General features: G+C 58.3%; 20 protein-coding genes. 11 read left to right on the top strand and 9 right to left on the bottom strand.

All coding sequences use genetic code 11. The features are described 5' to 3' along the window. Nucleotides 1–38: 38 nt before the first annotated feature. The 4 genes from AC1DNI_RS14180 (at nt 39) to AC1DNI_RS14165 (ending at nt 1,625) form a co-directional block, all read left to right on the top strand. Nucleotides 39–248: a hypothetical protein gene (locus AC1DNI_RS14180; protein ID WP_477692296.1), complete on the top strand. Its 210-nt coding sequence runs from the start codon at nt 39–41 to the stop codon at nt 246–248. Continuing rightward, nucleotides 245–754 carry a peptide-methionine (S)-S-oxide reductase MsrA gene (gene msrA / locus AC1DNI_RS14175; protein WP_477692295.1) on the top strand — a complete coding sequence of 170 codons (510 nt, stop codon included), beginning with the start codon at nt 245–247 and terminating at the stop codon, nt 752–754. Before AC1DNI_RS14180 ends, msrA begins: the two co-directional genes overlap by 4 nt. After that, nucleotides 755–1,219, top strand: coding sequence for an NUDIX hydrolase (locus AC1DNI_RS14170; RefSeq protein WP_477692294.1), 465 nt, complete (start codon nt 755–757; stop codon nt 1,217–1,219). It abuts the gene before it with no gap. A 91-nt stretch (nt 1,220–1,310) separates the two neighbouring features. After that, nucleotides 1,311–1,625 (top strand): hypothetical protein, encoded by a 315-nt coding sequence (locus AC1DNI_RS14165; RefSeq protein ID WP_091923220.1) that lies wholly within the window; start codon nt 1,311–1,313, stop codon nt 1,623–1,625. 559 nt (nt 1,626–2,184) lie between these two features. Here AC1DNI_RS14165 and AC1DNI_RS14160 read toward each other — a convergent pair. Continuing rightward, on the bottom strand, nt 2,185–2,670 hold the full coding sequence (locus AC1DNI_RS14160; protein ID WP_153669760.1) for a hypothetical protein: 486 nt from the start codon (nt 2,668–2,670) through the stop codon (nt 2,185–2,187). Nucleotides 2,671–2,917: 247 nt separating this feature from the next. Between AC1DNI_RS14160 and AC1DNI_RS14155 the strand changes: the two genes are divergently transcribed. The 3 genes from AC1DNI_RS14155 to AC1DNI_RS14145 are packed head-to-tail and all read left to right on the top strand — an operon-like array spanning nt 2,918 to nt 4,955. Then, complete coding sequence (locus tag AC1DNI_RS14155) at nt 2,918–3,322, top strand: hypothetical protein (protein ID WP_228020112.1); 405 nt, start codon at nt 2,918–2,920, stop codon at nt 3,320–3,322. 27 nt (nt 3,323–3,349) lie between these two features. Next, nucleotides 3,350–3,919: an OmpA family protein gene (locus AC1DNI_RS14150; RefSeq protein ID WP_477692293.1), complete on the top strand. Its 570-nt coding sequence runs from the start codon at nt 3,350–3,352 to the stop codon at nt 3,917–3,919. A gap of 16 nt (nt 3,920–3,935) precedes the next feature. Continuing rightward, nucleotides 3,936–4,955, top strand: a complete 1,020-nt coding sequence (locus AC1DNI_RS14145; RefSeq protein ID WP_477692292.1) for an Lnb N-terminal periplasmic domain-containing protein — start codon at nt 3,936–3,938, stop codon at nt 4,953–4,955. A gap of 11 nt (nt 4,956–4,966) precedes the next feature. Here the strand turns inward: AC1DNI_RS14145 and AC1DNI_RS14140 are convergent, their stop codons facing one another. Further along, the gene (locus tag AC1DNI_RS14140) at nt 4,967–5,242 is read right to left on the bottom strand and encodes a hypothetical protein (RefSeq protein ID WP_153669755.1); all 276 of its coding nucleotides are present in this window, start codon (nt 5,240–5,242) and stop codon (nt 4,967–4,969) included. Between the two features lie 134 nt (nt 5,243–5,376). On the opposite strand from AC1DNI_RS14140, the gene AC1DNI_RS14135 reads away from it, so the two are divergent. The 4 genes from AC1DNI_RS14135 (at nt 5,377) to AC1DNI_RS14120 (ending at nt 9,647) form a co-directional block, all read left to right on the top strand. Further along, the gene (locus tag AC1DNI_RS14135; RefSeq protein WP_477692291.1) at nt 5,377–7,188 is read left to right on the top strand and encodes an adenylate cyclase; all 1,812 of its coding nucleotides are present in this window, start codon (nt 5,377–5,379) and stop codon (nt 7,186–7,188) included. Between the two features lie 117 nt (nt 7,189–7,305). Beyond that, the gene (locus AC1DNI_RS14130) at nt 7,306–8,106 is read left to right on the top strand and encodes a DUF2092 domain-containing protein (RefSeq protein WP_477692434.1); all 801 of its coding nucleotides are present in this window, start codon (nt 7,306–7,308) and stop codon (nt 8,104–8,106) included. Next, complete coding sequence (locus AC1DNI_RS14125) at nt 8,103–8,315, top strand: hypothetical protein (protein ID WP_036814631.1); 213 nt, start codon at nt 8,103–8,105, stop codon at nt 8,313–8,315. The genes AC1DNI_RS14130 and AC1DNI_RS14125 overlap by 4 nt, the downstream gene beginning before the upstream one ends. 48 nt (nt 8,316–8,363) lie before the next feature. Beyond that, nucleotides 8,364–9,647 (top strand): alpha/beta hydrolase, encoded by a 1,284-nt coding sequence (locus AC1DNI_RS14120; RefSeq protein WP_477692290.1) that lies wholly within the window; start codon nt 8,364–8,366, stop codon nt 9,645–9,647. A gap of 140 nt (nt 9,648–9,787) precedes the next feature. Here AC1DNI_RS14120 and AC1DNI_RS14115 read toward each other — a convergent pair whose 3' ends face one another. The 7 genes from AC1DNI_RS14115 to AC1DNI_RS14085 all read right to left on the bottom strand — a co-directional run bounded on the left by AC1DNI_RS14115 (nt 9,788) and on the right by AC1DNI_RS14085 (nt 16,262). Beyond that, nucleotides 9,788–10,615, bottom strand: a complete 828-nt coding sequence (locus AC1DNI_RS14115; RefSeq protein ID WP_477692289.1) for a Hint domain-containing protein — start codon at nt 10,613–10,615, stop codon at nt 9,788–9,790. A 217-nt stretch (nt 10,616–10,832) separates the two neighbouring features. Then, nucleotides 10,833–11,336: an acyl-CoA thioesterase gene (locus AC1DNI_RS14110; protein WP_027232102.1), complete on the bottom strand. Its 504-nt coding sequence runs from the start codon at nt 11,334–11,336 to the stop codon at nt 10,833–10,835. Nucleotides 11,337–11,516: 180 nt separating this feature from the next. Then, nucleotides 11,517–12,164: a VOC family protein gene (locus AC1DNI_RS14105; RefSeq protein WP_477692288.1), complete on the bottom strand. Its 648-nt coding sequence runs from the start codon at nt 12,162–12,164 to the stop codon at nt 11,517–11,519. Between the two features lie 38 nt (nt 12,165–12,202). Further along, the gene (locus AC1DNI_RS14100; RefSeq protein WP_477692287.1) at nt 12,203–14,401 is read right to left on the bottom strand and encodes a xanthine dehydrogenase family protein molybdopterin-binding subunit; all 2,199 of its coding nucleotides are present in this window, start codon (nt 14,399–14,401) and stop codon (nt 12,203–12,205) included. Nucleotides 14,402–14,406: 5 nt separating this feature from the next. Continuing rightward, the gene (locus AC1DNI_RS14095; RefSeq protein ID WP_477692286.1) at nt 14,407–14,877 is read right to left on the bottom strand and encodes a (2Fe-2S)-binding protein; all 471 of its coding nucleotides are present in this window, start codon (nt 14,875–14,877) and stop codon (nt 14,407–14,409) included. 317 nt (nt 14,878–15,194) lie between these two features. Continuing rightward, on the bottom strand, nt 15,195–15,875 hold the full coding sequence (locus tag AC1DNI_RS14090; protein ID WP_477692285.1) for a superoxide dismutase: 681 nt from the start codon (nt 15,873–15,875) through the stop codon (nt 15,195–15,197). A 42-nt stretch (nt 15,876–15,917) separates the two neighbouring features. Further along, a complete protein-coding gene (locus AC1DNI_RS14085; RefSeq protein ID WP_153669745.1) occupies nt 15,918–16,262 on the bottom strand; it encodes a hypothetical protein in 345 nt (114 codons plus the stop codon). Nucleotides 16,263–16,325: the final 63 nt, after the last annotated feature.

Below are 16,325 nucleotides of genomic sequence, written 5' to 3'. Positions count from 1 at the left end.
TCGTAAGATATCGCTCTACCTTTGAGAGGAAAGCCGGAATGAAATTCGTTATAAAATGCCTGATCGTCGCGGGGGTGCTAGGTTCGCCTTGCATTTACGATGTGACCTCGCGTGAACCTTCACCGGCAGCCGGTGTCATTGCACTTGGCGGCCCGCTTCTGGCGGCTGGACACGCGCATCCCTATATTCAGGGCATGTGGACCAGCGATACAGCAGTCCATCCCAAGAAACTGGAGGTAAATTTATGAGCCAAGAACGCGCAATTCTCGCTGGCGGATGCTTCTGGGGCATGCAGGATTTGTTTCGCCGCTATGACGGGGTGATTTCGACACGCGTCGGCTATAGCGGCGGCGACGTTCCGAACGCCACCTACCGCAACCACGGAACCCATGCGGAGGCCATCGAAATCGTCTTTGATCCGGCCCGCATCAGTTATCGGCAGATTCTTGAATTCTTTTTCCAGATTCACGATCCGAGCACCCGCAACCGCCAGGGCAATGATGTTGGCATGAGCTATCGTTCGGCGATTTTCTATACCACCGAGGAGCAGAAGCGCGTTGCGCTCGGTACGATAGCGGACGTTGACGCTTCGGGACTGTGGCCCGGCAAAGTTGTCACCGAGGTGGCCCCGGCCAGCGATTTCTGGGAAGCCGAGCCCGAGCATCAGGATTATCTCGAGCGCATCCCGAACGGATATACCTGTCACTTCATCCGGCCCGGCTGGAAGCTTCCGGTCCGTGCTGCGTCGGCCTGAATGGTACAGCGGAGCGCAGGCCTTCTGATCTATCGCTACAGCGACGGAACTCTCGAAGTGCTGCTCGTCCATCCCGGCGGCCCCTACTGGGCTCGCAAGGATGATGGCGCGTGGTCGATACCGAAAGGCCTCATCGACGATAACGAGGATGAGCTGGATGCGGCGCGACGCGAGACCAGGGAAGAGATTGGCTTCGATATAGACGGCACCTTCGCGCCGCTCGGCGAATTCAAGCAGCCGAGCGGCAAGATAATAGTTGCCTGGTCGGTCGAAGCCGATGCGGCGGTGAATGCCGAAACCATTGTCAGCAATACGTTCGAAATGGAGTGGCCGCCTAAATCAGGCTCAATGCAAGCATTTCCCGAGGTCGATCGCGCGGGGTGGTTCCCGTTGCCCGTGGCCGCGCAGAAAATTCTCAAGGGCCAGCGGACCATCCTGTCAGAGTTCGCAGCAAGACGGGCTTGACCTTGCGGACTTGATGCATGCGGCCAAGGCATGCATCAATGGGGCAGGGGCTTACGCCTCGGCACAAGCACAATGGAAAGGACGAGTTCCCATGGTCGAAACCAGATTGCTCACGGATCACCAGGAAATAAAGGATTGGGCCGCAGGTCGTTCCGGTGTGCCCACCATCCGCGATTCCGCCGATTTGATCGGTAGCGACGTTCCAGTCCTCGCGCTTGCCTTTGGCCAGCACGCCTATGAGGACGACGACGATCAGGGCGCTGACCGTCCAGCGGATTTTGGCCGTCCGCGGCTCGTTGAATGGGACGAATGGTTTGCCATCTTTGACGCCGAGGGCCTTGGCCTGGTCGTCGCCGAGGACCTTCCCGGCCAGCATGACGAGTTCCACGAGATCATCCGGCGCTAAGCGCGACAATCGACGAGATCGATTGCGCCGGAAAATAAGAAGAAAGCGCGGACAAGTAAGGTGAGGCTCGGCTCGAGGAGAAAGGAAGGGTCGACCCGAGCCCCGATGTTGCAGATCGCTAGAAGCGCAACCCCGAAAGCGTGCGCCCGCTGCAGCTTCCCGTCAACTCACGATAATGTAAAAGGTGAGGTCCGGCATTTCGCTCAATGTGACTCACCGAACCTCACATCGAGCGTTGGCCTCTCGACTCACCAACCTTGCTGCACCGCAACAGGCCTGTCAATGGCCCTGCTTGATAGCCATTTCAAGGATTTCATTCCGGCGGCCCCCGGCGCGGCCTCGATTTACGTTACGACGCACCTAAAAAGAGGAGGAGGGAAACGTTTACAAGGGGGAACCTTATCGTCTCTTGCTCCTCCTAAAGCTGATCGCCGGTTTCTTGGGGGCAGTGTGGCGATCAGAAGTCGATCATACGATAGCCTGAGTGATGCAAGAGTGACACCTCGCAGGAATGATACTGCCTCGTCCCGATTTCAGCACAACTAGCAAGCTATTGCGTTCAATGATTCCTGATCATATTGAGGAAGATGGAAGCGATCTTGTCGAGATGCGCGTCGCCGCCTTCCAGGTAGGCTTGGCGCCCAGCCCCTGCGACCGCATGGAACAGCCGATTTTCGCCAATGGAAAGTGCCTCGATTTCGCGCGCAAGTTCGTTTGGGTCGCGTTCGCTTTGGTCCTTGCGCTTCAAATACTCCGCCAGAAGCCGGCGGCGCCGTTCGGCATCAGTCGTCAGTGCTCCGTAGATCCCCCAGGCAAACCAGGATTCGCCTACGCGCAAGTCGGAATCGCCTATCTGCTCAACAAATTTCGGGGAAAGTTTGGCCTTTTGCGTTTCAACGATTCCATTCGCCACTTCAAAAGCGTCCTGATCAGTCAATTGTTTCTCGGCGCTCATTCCGGCCTCCAACTCATGCTGCGGTTTCGAGTGCAAGATAGTGTGCCGGGCCCGCGTTTGACAGAACAAAACGGAAAAAACTGAATGCAACGACCTGTCGGTTGCTCCGAGCGCCTCGCTCCATCCCCAATTCTCCGTGTGAGCGTATCCTACAGTAAATTACTCCCCGACTGCCGGTAAGTTCAGTAGTTTTCGGCCGATGACGCCACATTGGCGCAGTGAGCATGCTTCAATTTCACGCCATCGGCCCTGCACGAAAGCTACTTGGGGAGGGGCCGGCACTACCAGAAACGTCAATCGGGACGAGGGGTAATTTGTGATGAAGAGACTACGCCTCATGAGCGGAGCGGTGGCAATCGTGACGCTTTTCATGGCCGGGATCAGCTCGGCGGATACGATCAGCTACGCTGATGCGGTCAGTGCGCTTGCCAAGGACTGCGGCAAGGATATCAAGAAGCTTTGCAGCGGTCTCAACCTTGGCAACAACCGCATTCAGGACTGCCTGCAGAAAAACGAGGCGAAGGTTTCTCCAACCTGCACCTCCACGCTGACTTCGGTCACGGCCTCGATCAGTCAGCGGCAAGCCGCGCAGACTGGCTTTTTCAAGCTCTGCGAACATGACGCGGCCGAGTTCTGCAAGGGCGTAAAGGGCGAAGGCAATATTCTCGCCTGTCTCTTGAAGACGAAGCGGATCGACAACGGAAAGTGCAACCAGGCGATTACCGATGCGGGATGGCGTTGAACCATGCGCGGCTTAGGGAGACAAAGAATGCTTGTTCATCGACTGCGCGCCGGCCTGGCGCTTGGCCTCTTGCTCGCTGCCGGTCCTGTCGCGGCGCAGCAGCTTACCGACCGCCAGCTCGTTACCAGCTTGAGCCAGGTATCGTCCGAGGCACCGGCGATCGATATCGCACTGCTTATGGAAGAAGCGAACGCCAATGTCGGCAAGGGGGTGGCGAACCAGCCGAACTGGAGCCAACTCACTCATCTCGCGCAATTGCTTGTCGAGATCGACTTCGAGAACGATTCCGTCGCGATAGAGCCGCAGTCCTACCGGACGGTAGGACTTATCGCCGATGCGCTGCATCATCCGAACCTCATGTTCTACACGTTCCTCGTCGTCGGGCACACAAGTTCGACAGGCGATGCCAGGCATAACCTAAAGCTCAGCCAGGAACGGGCAGACGCGATCCGGGAGGCATTGACCACAACTTTTGCCGTTTCGCCCGATCGACTTTATGCTGTGGGCGTGGGCCAGGAAATGCCGGTCGATGCCGCCAATCCGAAGGCGGCGTCAAACCGCCGGGTTCAGCTGATCAACCTTGGCATGGTGAAATAGTGCCAGCGAAGGGGGCTTGTTGCGGCTTGTAGCGCGCATTCTGATCGCAACCATCCTGTCGCTGGTCATTGTGCTGGCGACGGCATGGGCGGCGCTCGCGCTTTGGTACCGCCTGCCGGGGCCCGAATATCTACGCGCGCTTGCGGGGTGCGTCTTCGTCATTCTCGGCATCGTGGCTATCATTGCCCTGTTCACGCGCAGGATGTTTCGCGGCCTTGCCGCCTGTCTGATCGCATTCGTGGCCCTATTACTTTGGTGGAGCACGATCCGACCGCCGGCCCAGGCAGATTGGGCACCTGAAGTGTCCCGGCAGGTAACCGGCACGGTGGATGGCAACGTGCTGACGTTGACAAATGTTCGCGAATTCGAATGGCGCGGCAAGACGGATTTCGTCGAACGCTGGTCTACCCGCAGCTACGACCTCAGCAAACTCCAAACCGCTGATCTTTTCATGTCCTATTGGGGCAATCCCAATATTGCGCATGTCATCATGAGTTTTGGTTTCGAGCAAGATCAGTATGTTGCATGGTCGATTGAGGTAAAGCGGCGTGTGGGCGGCGCGTTCTCGCCGATAGCTGATCTATTCAAGAGTGATCCTCTCGTCATCATCGCGGCCGATGAGCGTGACGTGATTGGCGTCAGGTCGAATTTTCGCGGCGAGGATGTGCAGATTTATCGCCTGAGGGCGGGACGGGAGGCCGCAAGAGCGCTGCTTCTCGAATACGTTGCCGATGCCAACGCCCTGTCGACGTCACCGGAATTCTATAATTCGATCACGACGAACTGTACGACGACGGTCGTCAAGATGATGCGTGCCGTCGGCGACGTCGTCCCTTTCGACTGGCGGCTGATCGTCAATGGCTATTTGCCTGAATATGCATACGACCACGGGGCGCTCGACAAAAGCTATTCGCTCGCAGATTTGCGCGCCCGCGCTCATATCGACGAGCGGGCAAATGCCGCCGGCTTGTCGCAGGATTTTTCCCGCCTCATTCGGGTCGGGGTGCCATCGCCGGCGGGCAAGAACGCCAACTGAGCGCGAGGCTGTCAGGTTCGGGGCCCACGTCTGTGAAACGGGATGATGGCAGCACGATCGAGCGCCGCGCCGATCTCGCCTGCAAGATCGTCTACGAGTTGCAGATACTCGGCATAACGCTCATTGCGCTTTGGCTCCGTCGATTGCTCCCAACGGTACAGTTCCACCTCCGCGTCCGCGAAATCGGCACACAATTCGCGGAACTCGTCATCGCGGGCAGCACGTTCCTCGATCGCTTGACCTCGGAAAGGAAATCGCCTTTTCGCAGCCACTACCCCTCTATCCATGTCAAAGAGCTCCCTTTCCGGAGCAAAAGGAGTTTCGAACTTACTATCGTGGACGGGGAGGCATTTGGGGAGTAGGTTACCGTAGCATACAACTAGAAGATGCGGGCGGTTTCTGTTCATCGGGGGATGAAAGAATGCAGGAGCAAATGGAGGCCCGGACTGAACAGGCAGCCGGCGCACAACGCGTGCCGCCCGCTCCGGAGGATATCCGTGCCCAGTTGGATCGCATGGTTGCCAGTCCTGAATTCCCCAATGCAGGACATGCGCATGCCTTTCTTCGCTACGTCGTTGAAGAGACGCTTGCAGGGCGTGCCGAGCGCATCAAGGGCTATTCCATCGCCATTGAGGTTTTCAATCGCGACGAGGGCTTTAACCAGGACGATCCGGTTGTACGGATCGAGGCGGGCCGTTTGCGCCGTACGCTTGAGCGTTATTATCTGATCGCCGGCAAGGATGATCCGGTAAGGATCGATATACCAAAGGGCAAATACGTCCCGTATTTCTCCTGGAACGAAGCCGGGACGGTGGCAGAGCCTGCCGTTGCTCCCGTCGTGGCTCCCCCGAAATCCCTCTTCGCCCGCCCCAATAGGCTGGCTGCCTGGATGCTCACGGCTGCAATTGCAATTGCACTACTCGGTTACTGGACGTTTGCCCGCACGGTGTTCGATTCAGGCGCCTCATTCACGTCAGTTCCTAATGAACCGTCGCTCGTCGTCGCGCCCTTTGCCAATCTCGGCGAGAGCTCACAGGCCAATCTTTACGCGCTGGGTCTGACGGAAGAGCTGTTGACGGCGCTGCCCCGCTTCAAGGAACTCAAAGTGTTCGGACGGGAAACATCGGAGGCGTTGCCCACCGGCGTGGACGCGTCGCATATACGCGGCAAGCTCGGGGCGCGATACCTGCTGACCGGGGGCGTGCGTATATCCGATGATCGCGTGCGAGTGACTTCCCGGCTTATCGATACAGCGACAAATGCTATTCTTTGGTCAGACACTTATGAGGATGATCTTCGCTCGCGTGGCCTTTTTGCCATCCAGACCGATGTCGCAAACAAGGTCGCGAAAGCCATAGCCCAGCCATACGGCATAATCACGCAAGTCAATACGGCGAATCCGCCGCCAGATGATCTTGACGCGTACGGGTGCACCCTTCGCTTCTACGCCTACCGCGCCGAGCTCAGCGTTGAACGCCACGCCAATGTCCGCGCGTGCCTGGAAACAGCTGTTGCGCGTTATTCGACCTACGCAACAGCCTGGGCAATGCTGTCGATCGTCTATCTGGACGAGGATAGGTTCGGCTACAATCCTCGGTCGAATTCGCAACCCGCACTCCAACGTGCGTTACAGGCCGCCCGGCGCGCCGTCGAACTCGAGCCTGACAACAGCCGCGCCCTCCAGGCGCTGATGACCGCTCTGTTCTTCAATCAGCAACTGGCGGAATCGATGCGCGTGGGCGAAGAGGCGCTTGCCATCAATCCCAACGATACCGAACTCATGGGTGAATACGGGGTTCGCCTCGCCATGGGCGGTGAATGGAAGCAAGGCGCACAGGTCCTGGACCAGGCACTCGCATTCAATCCAGGCGGTGCCGGCTACTACCACGGCAATCGCGCCCTCGCTGCCTATATGCTCGAAGATTACGATACGGCGCTTATCGAAATCCGTCAGGCGAACCTCGAGAAATTTCCCCTCTTTCATCTGGTCGCTGCCGTCATCTACGCAGAAAAAGGGATGATGGACGAGGCAAAACGAGAAGGCGACACGTTCGTCGCCATGCGCCCGGGGTTCATTCCAAACCTCGTAACCGAACTCAAGCTCCGCAATATTCAACCGAATGACCAGGCCCGCATGATCGCAGGCATTCGCAAGGCCGGCCTGCTGCTGCCGCCCGGCGCAGAAGCAGCGGCGGGCGCGGTGCCGGCGGCTGCGTCTGCTCCATCTCGGTAGTGGCGTGGCGCGGGGGGTAACATACCCGATACTACAAGCTTAATGGCATCGCAGCGCATAGTGTTGTTCCCGCCTGCTCAAGCGGGCGAAACAGGGAGGGATGCTTCAATGCAGAAGATGGCTCGAAACGTTAAGCGGTTCGCTGCGACAACCCTGTCGGTAGCGGCGGTGGCGCTCTATGCAGTAGCGGCAACATCATCCGCGGCAAGTGCCGACGAGGCGGACGCCAAGAAATTGCTCAAGGCAATGTCCGACTATGTCACGGCGCAAAAGCAAATCTCGTTCAATTACGACACCAATCTCGAGGTTGTCACCAAGGAACATCAGAAACTCCTGCTGGCAAGTTCCGGAACGATCGAACTCGACCGTCCCGACAAGATCCGTGCGACACGGCATGGCGGATTCGCCAATGTGGAAATGACCTTCGATGGCAAGACGGTGACCCTGTTTGGCAAGGACGCCAATGTTTATACGCAAGTGGATTCGCCCGGCAGCATCGATCATCTCATCGACGAACTCAGGGATAAACTGCATCGGCCTGTTCCCGGCGCCGACCTGCTCCTACCCAACGTCTACGATGAACTGATGCGGGATGTCACGAATGTGAAGGACCTCGGCAGCGGCGTAATCGGCGGGACCGAATGCGATCATCTTGCGTTCCGGGCCAAGGAGGTTGACTGGCAGATCTGGATTGCCCAGGGCGACCATCCTTATCCCTGCAGATATGTCATCACGGCGAAAAAGGTAGACCAGGGGCCGCAATACAGCATTCAGATCAGCGACTGGAAGTCGGGGACAGACGTCTCGGCAGCTGACTTCGGATTCAAGAACGCCACGGATGCCAAGCAGGTCGATCTCAAGAAATTGGGCGATATCGACGAACTTCCACAACACTTCGCCGTAGGAGGCAGCAAATGAAAACCTCAAGGAAGTTAAGGATAGTCGTATTGACGGCGATCGTCGGACTGTTCGTGTTGGAAGCCGGTTTCGAATTGTCGGTCCCGGGCATATCCGGTTTCGTTACGCCCGCCGACGCCAGGATCGGACGTCCGCTCACGCCTGTGAGCGTAGCAGGAGTTGCCCGGCGAACAGTTCGCCGCTGTGCCGTCGGCGTGTACTATTGTTAAGGCCATGAGGGGGAGCGGTGCCATCTGATGCAGTTGTGTAAAAAAGTCATGCGTTCTGAACGTCGATATGGGGCGTTCATTCTATTGTTGGCCATTCTCGCTTCAGGTTGTGCGAGCCATCCGAAAAACGTGCTGGCGCCGGTTGCCGAGACGGCGCCGGCGGCAAGCCAGGTCGATATGCTCGTCACGACGACCCGCAAGCGCTCCACCAATCCCGGCGAAATGTTCAGCGGCGAGCGGGGGCTCGCGCCGGCATTTGCTGACATCACCGTTTCGATCCCGCCAAAGACGGTGCGCAAGGAGGGTGAAGTGGCTTGGCCGAAGCGACTTCCTCCCAACCCGGCAACAGATTTTGCGACGCTGAAGACAGATGATTTGACCCTGGATGAAGCCAAGCAATGGCTCCGTACGGGTGTCCGAAAATCCCCTGATCGCAGCGTTCTCGTGTTTGTCCATGGATTTAATAACAGGTTCGAAAGTTCCGTTTTCCGCTTTGCGCAGATCGTAAAGGATTCGGGCGTTCATAGTGCGCCGATACTTGTGACATGGCCGTCGCGCGGAAGCCTTCTTGCCTATGGCTACGATCGTGAAAGCACCAATTACACGCGCAATGCCCTCGAAAACCTGTTCCAGTATCTGGCGCGGGATCCAGAGATCAAGGAAGTCTCCGTGCTGGCGCATTCGATGGGAAACTGGCTCGCACTCGAGTCTCTCCGCCAGATGGCGATCCGTAACGGCAAGCTGCCTGCGAAATTCACCAATGTGATGCTGGCGGCACCCGATGTCGATGTCGACGTTTTCCGGTCGCAGATTGCCGACATGGGAAGCCAGCATCCCCGCTTCACACTGTTTGTGTCGCGCGATGATCGCGCCCTGGCGCTATCGCGGCGTATCTGGGGGGACATTCCGCGGCTGGGGTCGATCGATCCCGAGCAGGCGCCTTACAAGGCGGAACTCGAGAACAACAAGATCGCCGTCATCGATCTCACCAAGATCAAGGCCGGCGACGATCTCCACCACTCGAAGTTTGCTGAATCACCGGAGATTGTGCAGCTCATCGGCCAGCGCATTTCCGAGGGCCAGACGCTGACCGACAGCAAGACAGGTCTCGGCGATCAGATTCTCGCCGCGACGACGGGAACGGCAGCCGCCGCAGGCGGCGCTGCCGGATTGATATTGGCTGCCCCGGTCGCGGTTGTCGACCAAGCAACGCGAGACAATTACGGGGATCAGCTCAGCGGGACCTTTGGGGTGTCGCAGAACACCACGACGAAGAAAGCGCCTGCCAAGGACTGCAGCGCCGGCCTTGCTTCGACAAGGAGATGCGACTGAGCCCGTCTGCGGGCCGGATAGTTCGATACCGGCTCCTGAACAGATCCTGTTGTTAGCGAGACGGCCGGCCGTCGCATTGGCAAATATGGGCGCTGGCAAAGGCTAGGGGGCGGTCAGACGCCGCCCCTCAGCGGTCAGGATCAGCTGACGAGCTGCTCGGCCCGCGCTGCAATCCTCTGATAGGCCTTTTCGATCGGATCGCTTACCTTGACGAACGGCGAAGCCCAGATGCGAAGCAGGGCCTTGAGGTGTTCGCGGCCACCCTCGTAACCGACGATCGGTGCAAATGGTGTCATGGCCACAGGCGCTTCGTTGGCATATAGGCGCTTGTAATCCGCGAAATTGGTGAAGTGCTCATAATTGCTTTCCCTGACGAGAAGCGTCTCGGCAGCCAACCCTTCCGCCTGGATCACTTCATGGGTATCCAGTACGATATGGTAGTAGTCGAGCACCTCGCCGCGGTTGGGAGTAGCAGGAGCAATAGTAGCCCCGTTTACGAGGTCCTTCACGCGGATAAGGACGCCATCAATATAGAGCGCATGGTTGGGAGAGAGGTACAGGTCTTTGTGCGGCGTACGATCGTCGAGCGCATGACGCGAAACCTTGATGGGAACGACGCTTTCGTGCCAAGATTTTCCGCCGTTCTTGTAGCGTTGATGCCCGACCCATTTGATGGGCACTGCATGGCCCCGCATTGTGACCACCAGATCACCCACCTTGAGTTCCTCGATCACCGCCTCGCCTGTCGGCGTCATGATCGAAGTGCCGCGCAGGAAGCAGTTCTGGCCGCTGGAACCGGAGCCTGAACCCGATCCGGAGCCCTTGTTGCCTCCTCTTCTCCAGGTCTTGTGACCCATCGCGTCCGCCGCTGAAGAAGCAACGACTGTCGCTGTGATTGCACCCGCCACGCCAAGGAAATGTCTTCGCGCTCGGTTGTGCGGTGAATTTTGTCTTTTACCTGATGACATCATGCCCCTCCATTTTGTTATTGGTGCGGTTTCTACCGATATTGGCCCAAGATCATCCTACATGAACTGCGGGCGCTAGAAACGCTCATGGTTAGTGCTTGCCAGCTGATGAATTAGGCGTAGCAATTGCTTGAAAAATATGCACTTCGAGAGAAATCATACTACTTTGGAAGTAGGGGGCTCCGCAGAGGACACTGCGGCAGGCCGGTTGGCGGCGCTAGCCCTCGCCAGCGCTTTCGGAAGAAGCCGCCTCCTTGAACCGCGTCTCGAACTCGCGGCGCAGGCTCCGCCGCGTTTCCGCTGCCCGCAATCGTCGCTTTGCAATCTCAGATTGTGGATCATACGCTGGAATGGCGGTCGGCTTTCCTTCTTCATCCACGGCCACCATGGTGAAGTAGCATGAATTGGTGTGCCGGCGGACGCCGCTACGGATGTCTTCCGCTTCCACCCGAATGCCCACTTCCATTGACGTTCGTCCCGCGTAATTGATCGAGGCGCGGAACGTTACGAGTTCACCGACAAGGATGGGTTGGCGAAACACCACCTGGTCTACCGACAGAGTCACCGCATATTGCTTGGAAAAGCGCGAGGCACAGGAGAAGGCGACGCGGTCAAGAAGATTGAGAAGCGCCCCGCCGTGGACCTTGCCGCTGAAATTAGCCATGTCCGGTGTCATGAGGACCACCATCTCCACGTGACTCGTATCGGTGTGATCGCCCATATTTCCCCATCTCCTTATGGTGGCGTTCATGGGAGGCCACTTACGCACGCAAGCCACTATGTAAGAAATGCTTTCCGGCCGCAACGCGGCTTCGCCAGGCGCAAAACGCGTCAGGCGTCCATTTGAAGCGGCGTATGATTGCGCACCGTCCGAGCGGGTAGGGCTTTCGCGCCGGGTTCGCTAAAGCGGCAGTTCCTTCCCGGCCTGCTCGCGCACGATGTATTCGGCGTACCAATCCGGCCAGTTCTCGTCGTGCTTGCCGCCCTCGCGTTTCTCATGTTCGCCATGCGCGGTGGCAGCCCGGCGCAAGGCGGCAGCAAGCTCGGACGAGGAATTGAACAAGGTGTTGTCGGCGTCGACGCGTCCCGGCAGCCGTGCCGTGATTTCCTGCAATAGCCAGCCGTTACCGTCAGGATCGCTGAATGAGGCGAACGAACGGTAGGTCCGCCGTTCGGGATCAAGGCCGCTTACCCGGACACTGCCAAACAGGTAGGGTTCGTCGGATCCGGTATAGGTGTCGCCGGCATGGTGGAATGTTTCGCTGACCTTGACTCCGTGGCCGATCAACTCGGTGCGCGCTGCCTCGATGTCGGAAACAATGAGATAGAGCCCCTTGACTGAACCTGGAGCCGCAGCAGTGACGTTCTTGCCGAAAATGACCGAGCAACCTGAACCCGGCGGCGTGAACTGAATGACGCGAAAGTCGTCGGCAGGGTAGTCGGCGTCGAGCCGCCAGCCGAGACTTGAATAGAATTCCTTCGCCCTGTCGACGTCCGAAACAGGGATGACGACGATCTCCAACTTCATGTCCACGCCCGTATTTGTCATAGTTCCCTCCCCGTGTTGGTAAGCTAGCGACGTTCAACTTACGCCCGTTTCAGAAGACCAGGATTTGCCGGCATCTTGCGCAGACGCGTCCCGGTTGCTGCATAGATTGCATTGGCTATCGCTGGGACGATTGCCGATGTACCGGTCTCGCCCATCCCTCCGGGTGGTTCCGTGCTCGCCACAATGTGAACCTCGATGGCCGGTGCTTCGTTGATGCGCAGCATCTGGTAGGAGTCGAAATTGGTCTGCTCGACATGCCCGTTCTTGAGCGTAATTTCCCCATAGAGTGCTGCCGTTGCTCCGAAGATGATGCCGCTCTGGATTTGAGCCTCGATCGTATTCGGGTTGACGGGGGTGCCGCAATCCATCGCGCAGACGACGCGTCGAAGCTGGACAGTGCCGTCTTTCGCCACTTCGACCTCGGCAACCTGTGCCATGTAGCTGCCGAAGACAAACTGCAGCGAAACCCCGCGTCCGCTTCCCTCGGGGAGCGTGCTTCCCCATCCGGCTTTTTCTGCCGCAAGGTCGAGAACAGCCTTGGCGCGGGGCGACTTGTCGAGAAGCGCCCGCCTGTAAGCAACGGGGTCCTGCTTTGCCGCTGCTGCCAGTTCATCGACGAAGCTTTCGGTTACGAACACATTATGCGAGGGGCCGACACTACGCCAGAAACCAGTCGGAATAGCCGGAGGCTCTGCCCGCACATATTCGACGTGGAAGTTCGGCAAATCGTAGACGAGATCGATAGCTCCTTCGGTTGAGTCCGGATCGAGCCCATCCTTAAAGCCTGGGGGCAGCCACCGCGCGATGACGGACGACCCGGCAAACCGGTTTTTCCAGGCAATTGGCCTGCCCTTGTCGTCGAGGCCAGCTGAAAGGCGATCGAACCAGTAGGGCCGGTATAGGTCGTGCTGGATATCTTCCTCGCGCGTCCATACCACTTTTACCGGGCCATCGACTTGCTTGGCGATCTCCACGGCGCGGACCGCGCCATCCGCCTCAAGGCGCCTGCCAAAGCCGCCACCGATTAGGTGGTTGTGCACAATGACCTTCTCCTGCGGCAGACCCGCCGCCTGCGCCGCCATCGCCTGAACCCGCGCGATCGCTTGATTGCCGATCCAGATCTCGCATTCGTCCTTGCGGAAATGCACGGTACAGTTCATCGGCTCCATCGGCGCGTGTGCGAGGAACGGCAACTGATACGTTGCCTCGACCTTCGTGACCGCGCTGCCCATGGCCTTGTCCACGTCGCCGATATTCTGCGCAACGGCACCTGGGCCCATTGTTGCCTTGTCGAGCTCGCGGGCAATATCCTCGGTGGCAAGCGAAGCGTGCGGGCCGTCATCCCATTCGACCTGCAGCGCTTCCATGCCCTTCTTGGCAGCGCCCATATGATCGGCCACGACCGCGACAGCATCGTCAAGCCTTACAACCTGGCGCACGCCCTTAACGGCCAGAGCGGCCGCGTCATTAAGGCTCTTCACCTTGCCGCCAAAGACCGGAGACTGTGCAAGCGTTGCGATCTTTACCCCGGGCGGCCGGACATCGATGCCATAAATTGCAGTGCCGTTGACCTTTGTCGGCGTATCGAGCCGCTTGATTGGCTTGCCTATTAACGTGAAACGATCGGGCGATTTCAGCGCGACATCTTTCGGCACCGGCATGTTCGCAGCCGTGCCCGCCAGCGCTCCATATGTCAATCGCTTGCCGGTCTCATCGTGTATCACCTCACCGCCCTGCGCGCGGCAAGTACCCGGATCGACATTCCACTGCTTGGCGGCCGCTGCAACCAACATCATGCGCGCGGTTGCACCCGCCTCCCGCATTGGTTTCCATGCGCCCCGCATGGCGTTCGAATTACCGGTGGCCTGCACTCCGAGCAGCGGATTTGCATAAAGCTGTTCATTCGGAGGCGCATGTTCGAGATGAACCTTGTCCAGGTTCACTTCAAGTTCTTCGGCTATGAGCATGGGGATCGCCGTATAGGTGCCCTGTCCCATTTCGACATAGGGCATCGTCAGAAAAATCTCACCATTGCCATCAATGCGAATGGTGGCGTTTGGCTCGAAGCCTGCGGCTTCGCTCGCCCTCGCTGTGTTTCTTGATGATGGCAGGTGCAGGCTCAAGACAAGTCCACCGCCGATGGCCGCGCTTGCCTTAAGAAAGCTGCGGCGGGAGAGATTTGCCGGCAACAGAGACTGGCGTGAACCCCTTTCGGTCAAGGCGTGATCGATGGTCATGGTCGTCAACCTCCATTTCCGGCCGATTGTGCTGCAAGCTTTATGGCCGCGCGAATGCGAACATAGGTACCGCACCTGCAGATATTGCCGCTCATGGCATCATCGATATCGGCGTCCGTCGGGTTCGGGTTGGCAGCCAGCAACGCCGATGCCGACATGATCTGGCCGGATTGACAGTAGCCGCATTGGGGAACCTCGTGCTCGAGCCACGCCTTCTGTATTTTGGCGCCCGCTGGAGTCGAGCCGATCCCTTCGATCGTCGTCACCTCGGAGTTGCCAAGGCTATCGACTGTCGTAATGCAGGAGCGTGTGGCGACACCGTCGATCTGAACGGTGCAGGCGCCGCAAAGCGCCATCCCGCAACCGAATTTCGTGCCGGTCATACCCAACACATCCCGTAGGACCCACAGAAGTGGCGTGTCGTCGTCGACGTCGACGCTGTGGGTATTTCCATTAATTTTGATGGCAACAGCCATGGCGCACTCTCCCGTTTATGAGGATCGGCAGGGCAGTCCGCCGATAATATGCGAACGCTATGATTTTGTTAGTATGGGTTAAGCGAAGGCGATTGAGACGCAGGTACGCGAACTAACCCCATTTTGGGGGGCAAAGACCCCCTCAGACCGTGTGCTCGTAAACGTTGATCTTAGGCCAGACCAGCGAGGTTGACCAGATCTTCGTATGGTGGGGAGCGCACGTGATTTCTGCTGCATCGGCTTCATTGTAGCCGATGCAGATCATGATGGCCGAAAGTTGGACGCGCAATCACAACGCGGAACAGCGGCTCGAACGCTTATCCCGCAAACTGTTCGCTGACATAGTCCCAGTTGACGAGCTTGCTCAAAACCGCAGCAACATGCTCTGGGCGACGATTTTCATAATCGAGATAGTAGGCGTGTTCCCATACATCGATCCCGACGAGGGCTTTCTTGCCATCAGCGAGTGGCGTTCCAGCGTCCTGTAGCCCAACGATTGTCAGCTTGTCGCCATCCTTGACGAGCCAAACCCAACCGGTTCCAAAGACCTTGTCGCCCTCGGCCACCATTTTCTTTTGCATTTCGTCCGGCCCGCCGAAGCTGGTCTTTACCGCATCGAGTAGCGCACCCTTTAGCGCGGCCGATCCGCCCTTGAATTGTTGCCAATAGATGTTGTGGTTCCAGGCCTGCGCCGCGTTGTTGAAGATGTCGGTGTCACCTTGTTTCTTCGAACGAACGACGACCTCTTCCAGCGAAAGGTCGGCATAAGGCGTCTTTTCCACCAGCGTGTTCAGCTTCTTGAAATAGCCGGCATGGTGCTTGCCATAATGGAGCCCGACCGTCCTTGCCGAAATGGCCGGGGCCAGACCGCCTTCGGCATAAGGCAATTCGGGCTGTTTGAATGGTGCAGCCGCCCACGAGCGTCCAGCAGGCGCAAACAGTGTCGTCGCAGCCGAAGCTGCTGTCAGTGCGAGTACGCCACGTCGATTGAATTTCATTCTTGCCTCCTTGGCCCGTCCGTACGCTGGCGCTCCGGCATTTCAATACCAGCGGCGTCGCGTATCTTCTGCTGTCATGCGACCGACCAACACGCCGAGGAAAAATCCAAGAATGCCTATTGCGCCGACTGCCGACACCGCTCGTCCCGGGTTGCGCCGCACCGGACCGGCCACAGACTCTGCCTGACGGCGAACCGTCCGCGCAGCCGTCGTTGCCATGGACGAAGCATAGTCCGCCAAGCCGGAGTCAGCACTTTTGGCGGTTTGTTTGCGTGGAGAAGCCTTGCTCTTGGTTGTGTCCTTCCGAGTGGCGGCGCTTCGGGTCTTCGGCTTTGTCTTGCTCTGATCCGCAGCCACTTCGCCGTCCGTGATCGTATTGTCGTCCATTGGGTTCGCCTCCTCGCGGGAATATTGAGCAACGATCCGCGAGAAGGTTGGTTCCGCAATTGA

This window comes from Phyllobacterium sp. 01N428 (assembly GCF_056399405.1).
This window is presented reverse-complemented; position numbering and strand designations above follow the sequence as displayed.